This is a genomic window from Salimicrobium halophilum (assembly GCF_900100295.1).
GTDB classification, from domain to species: Bacteria; Bacillota; Bacilli; order Bacillales; family Halobacillaceae; genus Salimicrobium; species Salimicrobium halophilum.
Genome location: NZ_FNEV01000015.1, coordinates 1 through 12,861, shown reverse-complemented (window position 1 = coordinate 12,861; position 12,861 = coordinate 1). Strand labels below are relative to the sequence as shown.

The window sequence follows — 12,861 nt, the reverse complement described above, 5'->3', positions numbered from 1 at the left end:
GACATGGGACTACCTGATATTTTTGTAGAGTTCCGGACCAAAGGTGTAACCGCGGTTGAACGCTCGTCCAAAGGCGTGGTGGCGTTGATTCTGGAAGAGTCGGCCCCGACACACACCTTCAAAAGTTATGGTGGAATCGATGAAGTAACGGAGGCTGATTGGTCTGCGGACAACTACGATTTGATTTCAAAGACGTTTATGGGGAATCCTCGTAAAGTGATGATCCAGACAATTGATACTGGTGCTACGGAACCGGAAACTACCGTCGAAGCAATTGGTCATATCAAAAATAAAAAGTGGAACTACCTGGCGACACCGTACGCAACGACGACAACGGATGTCGCTTCTTTTATTACAGGAGAGCGTACCAACAATCACAAAACGTTCAAGGCTGTCCTTGCGAATGAAGTAGCTGATCATGAAGGCGTGATTAACTTCACGGCATCGAACATCGTGGTCGGAGGAAATACGTACACGACGGAGGAATACACGGCTCGTATCGCTGGTATTTTGGCAGGTTTGCCATTCACTCGAAGCGCTACGTACTTGGCACTTAATGAAGTGGATAGCGTGGATGAAGTGGCAGATCCAGACACGGCTATTGATAACGGAGAATTCATCCTTATTGACGATGGGGAAGTCGTGAAAGTCGGACGAGGAGTAAACAGTCTTACCTCCACGACTCAGGAAAAAGGTGAGCAATTCAAGAAAATCACCATTATCGATAAGCTGGATCAGATGCGTGACGATATCCGTGACACATTTGAATCTGAGTACGTTGGTAAGGTATTGAATGTTTACAACAACAAAATGCTACTTTTCTCCGCAATCACTGCATATTTCAGTGAAAACGTGCGGGAAGGCATTCTTGACCCAGACGGAGAGAACCGTGCGGAACTGAACTTCTCGGCACAGAAGAATTACCTGCAAGGTAAAGGCGTTGCTGTAGAAGACATGAAGGATCAGGAGATTCGAGAGTATAACACGGATACTCATGTGTTTGGACGAGCTTCTGTACGTGTGACCGATGCGATGGAAGATCTCGATTTCGATATCGCTATTTAATAAAGGGGTGAGAACATGAGACAAAAATATACTGGTGGCGAACAGATTAATGGAAAAAACGGCATGGTCTGGTGGGATGGCGAACCTATCTTTGAAGTAGAAGCTTTTGAGGCTACGATTACTGCTGAACGTGAGGCGGTCAACCTTGCCATGAAGTCAGGGGCAGGTACAAAGCTTACTGGGACAACGGGAGAAGGAACGCTTACCATCAAAAAAATGTTCACTCGTGGTATGCGTCGTTTTGTGGAAGCATGGAAACGCGGAGAAGACCCTATTTCTACTATGACATCGCTTCTGGATGATCCGCAAACGCCAGATGGCCAGGCAGAGAGATCGACGATGGAACGTGTATGGATTAATGAATTACCTTTGACCACTATTGCTCACGAGAACATGACCCAGGAGATCGGATTCGGATTCGATCCTGACTTTGTGGATGTGCAAGAAACAATCGATCCCGTTTAAGGAGGCAGCTGAATGAGTGAAGAAAAGAAAAAAGTATCCGTTCAGGATTTAATTAAACAGAAAGATGACATCGAAAAGAAAAAGAAAGAGACCTTTAAGATTTACGTGCCTTCTCTTGATGGGTATGTAGAAACGAAAAAAGCTACCCGTTCTCAGATCATCACTGGCACTCAAATGAGTGAGCAGGGTGAAGGTTACGAAGGAGACCACTACCTCATCTATCATTGTCTTGTTGATCCGAGTCTAAAAGACGATGAACTTTTGAAAACCTACGGCGTTGGTAAGAACAAGGGACATGAGATTGTTAGCAAAATATTTGAGTGGTATGAAGTGAGTATGTTAGCCCAGAAAATTGCAGGCGGCGACAAGATGTCACTGGTGGATGAGGTAAAAAACTCATAAAAACTGACGGGCAGTTTCACTTTTTGCACCATTACATGCAGAAAGGCATGGATCCCGATCAGTTGTTAAATATGAGTTATGCAAACAAAGTTCTTTATCAAGCTTCGATGGAGTTGGAACTTGAACAGCAAAATGATGAGCAAAAACAAATGAATAAAATGATGCAATCATTAGGAGGAGCGAAATAAGCTCTTCCTTTTTTTGTAGAGAAGGGAGGGCTACAAATGGCAGAAGAACGTTTTGGTGCGATACTGGAGATTAAGGATAAGTTCTCCTCTAAACTGAAAGAATTCAGTGGTGGTGTCGGACAGGCAAAAGCTGATGCGGAGGGTGCTACAAAGAAATCCGGAAAGCTCGGCGGAGCCATGAAAAAATCAGGGGATATGGCTAAAAAGGCGGCTCTTGGTTTTGGTGCAGCTGGGGCTGCAGGTGCCGCGGCTATGACAGGGTTGGTAACGAAAGCATCTTCGGCTTTATCTGAAATTGATAAGTTCAGTCAGGTGACCGGCATGAGTACCAAAGGATTCCAACAGTGGGATCACGTGGCTAAATCATTCGGCTTCTCAATGGAAGCAGCAGCGGGCGATATTGCCATGTTTTCTGAACGTGCCATGGATGCAGCAAAAGGCACCGGGGAAGGTGCTGAAATGTTCAAGGAACTTGGCATCAATGTAAAAGGTGCGAATGGGCAACTGAAATCGCAGGAGCAATTGTTCAATGAAACGATTGGCGCTCTTCAAGGCATGGAAGACACCACGAAACGTAATGCAATGGCTACGGCCATGCTCGGAACCACTGGTGAAGAGTTAGCGCCTGTGCTAAACATGACGAACAAAGAGCTCAAAAATATGAAGGGGAATGCGAACGTCATTCCTGAAAGTCAGATCAAGAAAGCGCAAGCCTTCAAGAACAGCTGGATGCAGCTGAAGTCATCCCTCGGTGGCGTGGCACTGACGATAGGTGCCAGTGTCCTCCCAGCTCTACAAGGAATTGTTACGAAGGTCAATGAGCACATGCCGACCATAAAGCAGGTTATGAATTCAGCGCTATCCGGTCTCGGGACGGCTTTTCAAAAAGTCGGTGACGTCGGAAGGTCCGTGTTTCAATCCATGAAGCAATTCATACAGCAGAATCAACCGACCATACAGATGGTGAAAGACTCGGTTGTTCAGCTGGGCAATGGTCTGAAGACAGCTTTTGAAAAAGCAAAACCGACGCTATTATTTTTGAAGGATGAAGCGCTCCCTACTCTTGGGGACGGGATCATGTTTGTAGTAGAAAAAGTGCTGCAGCTGAAAAATTATATTGTAAATAACTGGTCTGTTATCGGTCCATTGGTGACTGGAATTGTCATTGCTTTCGGTGCATGGAAAGTGGCAACGCTCACTCAAATCGGAGTTACTAAAACACTCACAGGAGTAACGAGAGCATGGAACATGGTTATGAGGATGAACCCTCTCGGTTTGATTGTGACCTTGATCGGTTTGGTCATTGGTGCGGGTATTCTTCTTTATAAAAACTGGGATACGGTGAAAGAAAAAGCAGGTCAACTGTGGTCTTCCGTCAAAAAGTTTTTCGGCAATATTTGGGATAAGACGAAACAAATATGGGATAACGTGAAGTCGAAGATCAGCAGCGCGCTGGAATCGGCAGGTGAATCGGTATCGAATTTCTTTTCTCCGTTGATGGACTTTATCGATCGAGTGAAAGGGAAGTGGGATGATTTCACTTCTGCTCTATCGAATTTCAGCTTGCCAGGTGCTGTCAGTAAGGTGGCCGGATGGGTTGGCAAAGGTGCAGGTGCTATCAAAAATCTAGTTGATGGCTCTCACGCGAAAGGTCTACGATCCGTTCCATTTGATGGTTACGTTGCAGAATTGCACAAAGGAGAGACAGTCCTTCCGAAAAAAGAAGCTGATATCTATCGTAGCGGTGGATTGAATGCTCAACGGAACCAGTCTTCTGGTGGTGGATCTGCTCCGACGAGAAACGTATCTCACAATGATAACTCGAAGAAGCAAAGCATCAATCATAATTACATCACGTTGAACATTCAAACAAGAGCGAAGACAGCAATGGAATTTATTAATGAAGTGCTGCCGGAACTAAAAGAAACGCTCGAAAACATGGCATAAGGAGGGAGAAGTTATGGAAATATACCTATCTATCAATAACAGAGAAGAAGTCATGCAGATCCCTGTACTCCCTCCAGAATTCAAAATCAACGATCCTCAAAATAACGACACGTTCACTACCATACGTCAGGGCGATATCAAACTGATTGGTCTGGAAGGTTTGAAGTCGTTCTCCTTATCTTCCTTTTTTCCGAATAAAGAATACTACTTCTCCCAGAACAATGAAATGTTCGGGTGGGATTATGTCGAAACCATCGAGAGATGGAAAAAGCGACGCTTGCCACTCCGTCTCATAATCACAGGCACCCCGATTAACTGGGCGGTGGCTATTGATTCATTTGAATATGGGACCCAGGACGGAACAGGGGACATCTACTATACGATGACCTTCACCGACTTCCCATTCATAAGGGTGTGATGGTATGCATCAAGTATATACAACCTTTTCAAACGGGAATCTATGGGACATTTCCCCGATTGTTGGTTCATTATCGTGGCAATCAGAAATTAAAACTTTAGGGCAAAAATTGAGTTTTGATGTTGCTTATAGTGACATGCCGTTCTTTCCGGACAATCCTGTTGATGTAGGTGGCATGATTATTGTAAAGAATGATGGCTCAGAAGTTTTACGAACCGTTGTTACTTCGGAAAATAAAACAGGGAGAGATCCTATAAACTACTCTAGCTTCGATCCTGCCTTCTATCTGAATAAATCGAAAGTCATTTATCAATTCAATACGAATGGTGATAAGGCTATTCGTAAGATATGCCGAGACTTCGGAGTTCCAATTGGTAGTGTCGTTTCTATACCTACCAAAATTGATGAAATTTATAATGGGAAAACTCCAGCTAAAATATTTAAGGATATCCTGGCAAAAGCGAAAGCAGATCAAGGTACTTCTTATGTCATGGAGATGAGACAGGGGCGGCTGTATATTGAAAAGCAGGATGATGTAATAGTAAATGCGCGGTTCGATCATGCACCAAATATCACAGGCGTTGGTCTACAGTATTCCATAAGCAATCCTTCGCGCAAACGATCTATTGATGAAATGAAGAACAGTATTCAAGTGGTCAAGGATGACAGCATTGTATTTACGACTGGCAGTCAGTCGTTGATTGATGAGTATGGTTTACTCCAAGAGACAATTGATGCAGACGATGATCAGTCGATGGCACAGATTCGGAATATGGCGAAAAACAAATTGAATGAACTGGCAAAAATCCATGAAGAGACGTCGCTTGAATTGATGGGTGTCGATGAAGCGAGAGCCGGTCGTCTGTTAGATATTGAAGAACCGATCACAGGTATGAGTGGTCGTTTTTTAATTAAAAAAGCTAGTCATACGGTTAGTAACGGCCATCATACGATGAAGCTTGATGTGGAGAGGATATCATGAATAATGGAATGGAAGAATTCGCAAGCCTATTCAAAGATAGAGAAAACCCGGACCTTCCGGACTGGACCACAGGAAAGGTCGTACAAACCTCCCCTCTCAAAATAAGGGTGAACGAAAATATTTTGTTGGAACAAAGGAAATTAGTCATACCAGAACGACTAAACGGATCGTTTGTTAAAGGAGATATGGTTGTATTGTTTCCTTCCCAGGACTATAAGCGGGTGTATGTAGCAGATAAGGTGGTGATGTGATGTTCCCGAAAGTGACGAAATTGGAACAGGTGGAAATGGCTACTCAAGCATATGAAGAGGAGTTGACCGATCATGGCCACTCTTATCTCTTTGATTTTGATCTGGGTGATTTTGTGCTGCGTGACGGAGCCCCTGTGAAAGCAGAAGGCAAGGAAGCTGTGAAAATGTGGGTGGAGATGGCCATTCGAACGCAAAAGAATAGATACGATGCTTATGAGGGTTCAACCTTCGGGGTTCAGACAGATGATCTCCGAGGGCATGTATATTCCCGGGAATTCGTGCAGACTGAACTGCAGCGGGAAATTCGGGAGACACTTACGGTCCATCCAGCCATCGAGTCGATATCGAACTTCTCCTTTGAGAGAGACGGTTCTTTGCTCCGGATCGCATTCACGCTTAATACAATCTATGGCAGTGAGCCGATGGAGGTGGAAGGATAATGGCACGAGAAGATGAGATTCACCAGGAGATGCTTGATGGCATTGATAATTCTTATGAAAAAGTAGAGGGGTCATTCCCTTATGCTTTAACAAGACCTCCTGCAATTAAAATCGCAGCTGTCGAAAAAGACCAAGAAGCTATAACAAACAAGCTCTCTATTGAAAATTTAAGTGGCGATGAACTGGAAACGCGCATCAATGATCGTACTGGTCTGAGTCGCCGTCCAGCTACACACGCTATCGGTGAACTGCAGGTAGAGGGAAACGGTACCGTCAATCAGGGAGATGCTTTTGAAACCGAAGCAGGGGTGCAATATGAAGCGACAGAAACCGTCACGATTGATGAGACCGGAACAGTAAGTATCAAAGCGGTAGAAGCCGGGACCATCGGAAATGTACCTGCGAATCAGATCACGCAGATACCTGTGACCTTGGATGGTATCAATGCCGTGACGAACCCGTCTCCCACGTATGATGGATTTGCAGCGGAAAGTGACACTGATTTATTAGATAGATATTATGAAAAAATCCGAACCCCTTCGACCAGTGGGAATAGATATCATTATATTAACTGGGCGAAAGAAGTTCCCGGTGTTGGTGAAGTTCGCGTGTTCCCTCTCTGGAATGGAGATAACACGGTAAAGGTCGTCATCATCGACAGTGATCGCACACCTGCCTCTCCGGAATTGGTAAGCGATGTACAGGAAGAAATCGATCCCGGTATTACCGGTTTAGGCGATGGCACTGCTCCTATTGGAGCTTTCGTTACGGTGGAGAGTGCTACGGCTCTTACCATAGATGTTTCATTTACCGTGACAATCACGACCGGCTTCTCACAGTCTGATGTAGAGACGGAAGTAACTCAGGCTATCACTGATCACTTGTACGATGTAGCCTTTCAAGAGGACTATGTCAGCTATGCACAGATTGGTGCTTTGATACTCGGATGTGAAAGCGTGGCTGATTATACGAACCTTACAGTGAATGGTGGTACCAGTAATGTTTCTGTTGGTGAACAGGAAGTTGCTGTGATGGGAAGTGTGACCATTGCCTAAAACGATGATCGAGATGCTGCCTCCGCATCTACGGAAGAGTGGCATCATTAATGAAATATTTGATAGTGAGCAGCTGGTGATCGATGACTTGCGATTAAGCGTTCAGGACTTGCGAGATCAGATGGATTTCAGTACAGCGACCTGGGCGCTTGAAATATATGAGAAAGAATACGGCATCAGTGTAGATGATAGTAAACCGGACAGTGAACGACGTTCGGTGCTTATCTCTAAATCACGTGGATCCGGACAGGTTGATGCTGATCTCTTAAAAGCCGTGGCCGACTCATATACCAATGGTGACTGTGACGTATCTTTTACGGGAGTCATCGAGATTACGTTCAACTCTTTCATTGGACGACCACCGAATATGAATGACGTAGAGCAGGCATTGGAAGATACGAAGCCGGCTCACTTGCGTATGGAATTCACCTTCCGGTACTACACCGTGGATGAGATTGAAGCTATGACACTGAATGATTTGGAGACGGAGACCCTAAGTAACTTTGCTCCGTTTGGATAGGAGGGATAACAATGGCGACAAATACAAATAAATTCGGTTTATACAAAAAAGACCCTGCCACCGATGGTGCAGACACATTTAATATAGAAACGATGCTCAATGAGAACTGGGATGAAATAGATGCTCAGGCACAAAAGGAAATTCCAGTTAGTGATACAGAACCAGCCGATCCGACCGTAGACCCTTTGTGGTTTGATACGAGTGGCACGAATCCTGTGCTCCGTCATTATGACGGGACAGCTTATCAGCCAGTCGGAGAAGTGAACCAGGAGGATTTGAACGCTCATATAAACGCATCTAACCCTCATGGAATTACGACAGCGAAGATTGGTGCTGAACCTTCTTTTATAAAGAATACTGCTTTTAATAAAAACTTCGGCACCACCTCTGGAACCGTTGCTGAGGGTAGTTATGCAAAGCAAACCAGAGATCAAGTTACGACGCATCAGGCGGATGAAACGAACCCTCATAATGTGACGAAATCTCAGGTCGGACTCGGAAATGTAACTGATGACCAACAAGCCACTAAAACGGAATTTGATAATCATACAGGCACTGCCAATATTCACAGAAAAATTACGTTTGGAACCGCAGATCCTACAGGTGGAAGTGATGGCGACATCTACTTCCAGTATGAGTAGGTGATGTAATGGCGAAGCAAACATGGGTAAATATTAGTGGCACATGGCGGAAAGTTGTAAGTGCATGGAGTAACGTCAATGGTACATGGAAAAAAGACGTTATGCCGAAAGGCATCGTGAGCGGAAGTTGGAAAGAGTTTATGCAATACGTTTTATCATATGTGACGAGAGTTTGGGAAGAAGATGCTATGCGCAGCGGTCATGAAGATGTGATTGTCGATGGATTAAGCAATGTTTATGTTATTACCGATTACGGTACTTACATTCAAAAATATGATCCTAACGGTAGCTTAGTTTGGTCAGTGTTAAGTAACGACGTTTACGGGATTGCTGGAGACGATTTTTCTTCATTGGCGGAACACAAAAGCGCCCCTAGCAATTATTTTTACGTAGGGGGCGAGAGCGGTGCATTCAGAATTGATGCAACGAGTGGGTCCAGTGTAAATGAAAATACAGATAGTAGTTATCTCGACGTAACCGAAATTATACAAGACCCCGTTTCTAATGATGTGTTTGTGGCGACGTTCAGGTCAAGCTCTACACGGATTGAACGCTGGAATGAAGATTTTAGTAGTTCCGTTTGGTTCAGGAATCTAAGTCATAGCGATATGATCACTTCAATGCACTATGATGATATTAATGACCTCCTATTTTTGGGGGACAATGGCGGTAGGTTGACTAAAATCAACGCTGGCAATGGAGGGATTGCTTGGGAAGAAGTAGTTGGTAGTAGTGTTTTTGGCGTAGCGTCTGATGCGAATGGTAATTCGTACTGCCTTATAAGCTCGGATGACATAATCCAAAAGGACACTGACGGTAATACTATATCAACAACAGATATGAGCAGTCTAAACCCTTACGGTATGGAAGGTAAAATGGAAAGCGGGTCTTTGTACTTGTATGTAAATGGATTCAATAACGGTATAGATAAACTTGATGAAGAGTTAAACATCGTATGGAGAAATGTTGGATTGTCTGATGCGGATACTGAATGTCTGTACATTTCCGACAACTATGAAATTGCAGTAGGTTCTTATTATACAGCGCAAAAAGTAGGCTTACTAGAACAATACTAGGAGGGATAAATATGCCGATAGTATTTTTAAATGCTAAAAACGAAGTAGTGAGAATACACTACCAGCCGTCTATGCTTGAAGATGACCAAAAAGTTGACGGAATAGAGGTTGACACAATACCTGATCCTGAACAAAAAGAAGGTAAAAAGTCTGTACTTAAATACACATCAGAAGACGGTCTTTTTTATGAGTATGTCGAACGTCCTTTAAGGGACAAGGAGCGAATCGAAAGACTGGAACGAGAAAACTCAGATGTGAAAATGGCACTAATTGAACAGGACATGCTTTCTCAGGAAGAAATTACATCGTTGAAGCAGTCTCTTATCGAATTAGATATGGAACTACAAGCAATGAAAGGAAGTGCTTAGAATGGCGAGTATTTATGCAGACATGATCGAAGCAGGGTTGTTCCCTTATGAAAACGTACCAACTTCTCGTAAAGAAGCCGTAGATGCCGAACTGACGGAACGTGGGTATTTTAGTAGTTAAACATCAGGAATCTTATGTGTCTTAATACACATTAGTGTGTATTGATAGTTATAGGTAATTATTGGACAATGTAACCATGCTATTTTGGAGGTGGTTACATGAGCACCAGTCGACACAATATTACCTTAGAGGATGGCGTGTACGATGAATTTTGTAAGTACGCTGGAAAGAAAGGTATCAAAGTTTCAACCTGGGTGAACGTGAAAATGAAAGAGTTCATTGAGGAAGAGAAGATGATCGAGGAGTACCGGAGAAACAAGAAGGATTAAAGCACTCATTATGGGTGCTTTTTTCTTTTAATATTTGTGACGCATAACTCTACACTCCTATCTATAAACCTCTATAAATGCTGATATATCAGTATTTGTGGGTAATTTAAACTAACGGAATCTTATGCGTCGTAGATGAAAGTTAAATTTTTTAAAGAAATTTCCCACAAAACGTAAAACTCCTCTGTTATATTCGTATTACTACTATAGGATACAAAGGAGGAGTTTTACTATGAAAGATTTTGAAATCAAGTACACAGTGACGGAGAGTTTTTCGGAAGTTAACAAGGGTAGTCGCATAACAGAAATCACACTTGGTGAGTATGACGAACAAATGGCTAAAAAAGCGATAGGTTCAGAAGTAGGAGTACCGTCGGAACATATTAAAATATTAAAAAGTACAGAGGTTTAAAGCATCTCCACCCAGGAGGTGCTTTTTATTATGGTTCGGGAGGTGAGAGTTATCGGTAAACAGGGACAGTCCAAAACCAAACAAGCCAATCAGCGTAATGGTCACAAAGGAAAGTATGCCAAGGGTAATAAAAAAGGAAAGAAATAATTCAGGAGAGGGGCTGCGGCTCCTCTTTTTCTATTAAAAGGTATTGCTTAGTTAGGGGGCAAAGGATGGATGTAATGATGAATACAGCGAAAGCAGGGACGATGGGGGCATCGTTTTTTATCAGTTATTTATTCGGAGAATGGAGCGTGCTACTAGGAGCGCTTTTGTTTTTTGTCAGCTTCGATTTTGTAAGTGGACTCATGGCGGCATGGCATAACAATAATGTCCGAGCCGAGGTAGGGTTCTGGGGGATACCGAAAAAGGTGATGATTTTCGGTGTAGTGGCTCTGGCTCATATCTTCGATAAGGTTTATCTTGATCAGATTGGTGAGCCATTAGCTATTGGTGAATTTCAAGTGTCCGTGATGGCCGCGACGATTTTATATTATCTGGTGAATGAATTTATCAGTATCACGGAGAATCTCGGGAAGATGGGGATGCCAGTACCAGCACCACTCAAGAAAGCAGTGGAGGCTTTTAAAGATGACGATTACAGCTACGGAAAGAAAGAGGGGCGTAAATAATGCCATTCAGCTTTGAATCTTTACCTCAACTTGAAAATGTAAGACCCGACTTGCCACACGATGGAAGGAACCCGACAAATAGCACAGCAGCAAAAACAGACATTGCGATACATCATTCTCTTACAGATGGGGGTGATGCTTTTTCGTTTGCTCGATTTCATACAAACCCTAAACCAAAAGGACAGGGGTGGCCAGAAGTAGCGTATCACTTCGTCATAGAGAAAGACGGCACGATCCAGTGGTGTCATCATCCAAGAGTTATAGGGTATCACGTAGGCAACAGCAATAGCTTCGCGTTAGGCATCTGCTTAGTTGGTGACTTTCGAGACACCGAACCTACGGACGCTCAGAAGCAATCGCTCTATGACCTGCATAAGTGTCTCGTGAAAGACCTACCGAATTATAAACGCACTCGTGGCCACGATGAGTTCCCGGGGTATAGCTGGAAGCCGTGTCCGGAATTTGATTACGAAGCTGTCATTAATCGCGCAACAGCTGTCAAAGGTGTCAGTACTGCTGAAAAAGTTAAAAAGGGAGAGAAACAGAAAATGTATAAACCGAGTAATGAAGCAATCAAGAACAGTACAGCTCGTGTCCTTCGTCGTCTGGAGCAAAAAGGAGAGCCATCCATCAGCTCTGTTCATCGAGAGAAACTTGAAAAGGGAGAGCTTCTCGAATCGGATGCAATCGGTCTATTGTATGTAGGGCTGGATCGTGAGCTTATCCAGGGTAGTGACTAAGTAACCACTTACCCCTCTTACATTAGAGGGGTTATTTCCCTTTTTTTGAAACTTCCATTATAATGAAACGTATACATACCATAAGGAGGATGATTCGGATGGGATTTAAACAGTGGTTTGTCGAAGGTACGAAAGATCACATGAAACCGAAAGTCGAACTGAACATCATCGCCGGTAGTGAAAAGTTGAATGCGAAGTTTCCACAAGGATTTGATAAGACCAACATGTTCAAAGAGAAAGAGAACGGGGTGGTGAAAATCTTTGTTCCAGGTAACGATAACATTCGTGCGGATCTGAAAGACATCGTATGGGAGAAAGACGCCGAACGTAGTGGAGGGAAAGCAGCTGCCGGAGCTATTGGCGGGGGCCTTGTTCTCGGACCTCTCGGTGCGATTGGTGGTGCTGCTGTAGGCGGTCGAAAGAAAGACACGTCCAGCGCGTTTCTGTACTTACAGCCTCACGAAGAAGATGAGGATATGGTGCTTCATGTGGAGTGCGATAAGAAGATGTACCAACAGATCTCCAAATGGAGAGCATAAAGAGAAGACAGCCCGTCCGGTAACATGGATAGGCTGTCTTTTTTCATTTAATCTTATTATGCACATATAATAGTAGAAACTTGGAATAAGAATGTAGTATCTAGGATACCAACAGGATACCATTTTCGTGAAAATCAGTACCAAAACGGAAAAACACAAAACAAAATATAAAATTTGAAAGCAACAAACGTTGATGCGAAAGCATTTTGTGATACAATAAAATAACTTGTGGAACGGCACCAACAGCCTTCTAAGCTGTAGGTCGTAGGTTCGAATCCTACTTGGGACGCT

General features: G+C 43.6%; 18 protein-coding genes and 1 tRNA gene. All 19 read left to right on the top strand.

The genetic code is table 11. The features are described 5' to 3' along the window. Positions 1–3 precede the first annotated feature (3 nt). Positions 4–1,065, top strand: coding sequence for a phage tail sheath subtilisin-like domain-containing protein (locus BLQ44_RS15375; protein ID WP_093194782.1), 1,062 nt, complete (start codon positions 4–6; stop codon positions 1,063–1,065). A gap of 15 nt (positions 1,066–1,080) precedes the next feature. Then, positions 1,081–1,530, top strand: coding sequence for a phage tail tube protein (locus tag BLQ44_RS15370; RefSeq protein WP_093194781.1), 450 nt, complete (start codon positions 1,081–1,083; stop codon positions 1,528–1,530). A 12-nt stretch (positions 1,531–1,542) separates the two neighbouring features. Then, entirely contained in the window at positions 1,543–1,932 is a 390-nt protein-coding gene (locus BLQ44_RS15365) for a hypothetical protein (RefSeq protein WP_093194780.1), read from the top strand. 224 nt (positions 1,933–2,156) lie between these two features. Further along, entirely contained in the window at positions 2,157–4,067 is a 1,911-nt protein-coding gene (locus tag BLQ44_RS15360) for a phage tail tape measure protein (protein WP_093194779.1), read from the top strand. 13 nt (positions 4,068–4,080) lie between these two features. Next, complete coding sequence (locus tag BLQ44_RS15355; RefSeq protein WP_093194778.1) at positions 4,081–4,485, top strand: hypothetical protein; 405 nt, start codon at positions 4,081–4,083, stop codon at positions 4,483–4,485. 4 nt (positions 4,486–4,489) lie between these two features. Beyond that, positions 4,490–5,467 (top strand): XkdQ/YqbQ family protein, encoded by a 978-nt coding sequence (locus BLQ44_RS15350; protein WP_093194777.1) that lies wholly within the window; start codon positions 4,490–4,492, stop codon positions 5,465–5,467. Further along, positions 5,464–5,718, top strand: coding sequence for a DUF2577 family protein (locus BLQ44_RS15345; RefSeq protein WP_093194776.1), 255 nt, complete (start codon positions 5,464–5,466; stop codon positions 5,716–5,718). The genes BLQ44_RS15350 and BLQ44_RS15345 overlap by 4 nt, the downstream gene beginning before the upstream one ends. Then, positions 5,718–6,158, top strand: a complete 441-nt coding sequence (locus BLQ44_RS15340) for a DUF2634 domain-containing protein (protein WP_093194775.1) — start codon at positions 5,718–5,720, stop codon at positions 6,156–6,158. Before BLQ44_RS15345 ends, BLQ44_RS15340 begins: the two co-directional genes overlap by 1 nt. Further along, on the top strand, positions 6,158–7,213 hold the full coding sequence (locus BLQ44_RS15335; protein WP_093194774.1) for a baseplate J/gp47 family protein: 1,056 nt from the start codon (positions 6,158–6,160) through the stop codon (positions 7,211–7,213). Before BLQ44_RS15340 ends, BLQ44_RS15335 begins: the two co-directional genes overlap by 1 nt. Next, the gene (locus BLQ44_RS15330) at positions 7,206–7,733 is read left to right on the top strand and encodes a putative phage tail protein (RefSeq protein ID WP_093194773.1); all 528 of its coding nucleotides are present in this window, start codon (positions 7,206–7,208) and stop codon (positions 7,731–7,733) included. Before BLQ44_RS15335 ends, BLQ44_RS15330 begins: the two co-directional genes overlap by 8 nt. Before the next feature lie 11 nt (positions 7,734–7,744). Beyond that, positions 7,745–8,374: a hypothetical protein gene (locus BLQ44_RS15325; protein WP_093194772.1), complete on the top strand. Its 630-nt coding sequence runs from the start codon at positions 7,745–7,747 to the stop codon at positions 8,372–8,374. A gap of 8 nt (positions 8,375–8,382) precedes the next feature. Further along, entirely contained in the window at positions 8,383–9,450 is a 1,068-nt protein-coding gene (locus BLQ44_RS15320; protein ID WP_093194771.1) for a ligand-binding sensor domain-containing protein, read from the top strand. Between the two features lie 11 nt (positions 9,451–9,461). Then, positions 9,462–9,818 carry a hypothetical protein gene (locus BLQ44_RS15315; protein WP_093194770.1) on the top strand — a complete coding sequence of 119 codons (357 nt, stop codon included), beginning with the start codon at positions 9,462–9,464 and terminating at the stop codon, positions 9,816–9,818. Positions 9,819–10,037: 219 nt separating this feature from the next. After that, positions 10,038–10,208 (top strand): hypothetical protein, encoded by a 171-nt coding sequence (locus tag BLQ44_RS16610; RefSeq protein WP_093194769.1) that lies wholly within the window; start codon positions 10,038–10,040, stop codon positions 10,206–10,208. A gap of 232 nt (positions 10,209–10,440) precedes the next feature. Beyond that, positions 10,441–10,620, top strand: a complete 180-nt coding sequence (locus BLQ44_RS15305) for a hypothetical protein (protein WP_093194768.1) — start codon at positions 10,441–10,443, stop codon at positions 10,618–10,620. A gap of 212 nt (positions 10,621–10,832) precedes the next feature. Continuing rightward, complete coding sequence (locus BLQ44_RS15300; protein WP_093194767.1) at positions 10,833–11,291, top strand: phage holin family protein; 459 nt, start codon at positions 10,833–10,835, stop codon at positions 11,289–11,291. Then, entirely contained in the window at positions 11,291–12,031 is a 741-nt protein-coding gene (locus tag BLQ44_RS15295; RefSeq protein ID WP_093194766.1) for a peptidoglycan recognition protein family protein, read from the top strand. Before BLQ44_RS15300 ends, BLQ44_RS15295 begins: the two co-directional genes overlap by 1 nt. 98 nt (positions 12,032–12,129) lie before the next feature. After that, the gene (locus tag BLQ44_RS15290) at positions 12,130–12,570 is read left to right on the top strand and encodes a hypothetical protein (protein WP_093194765.1); all 441 of its coding nucleotides are present in this window, start codon (positions 12,130–12,132) and stop codon (positions 12,568–12,570) included. A gap of 214 nt (positions 12,571–12,784) precedes the next feature. After that, positions 12,785–12,856, top strand: a tRNA-OTHER gene (locus BLQ44_RS15285). Positions 12,857–12,861: the final 5 nt, after the last annotated feature.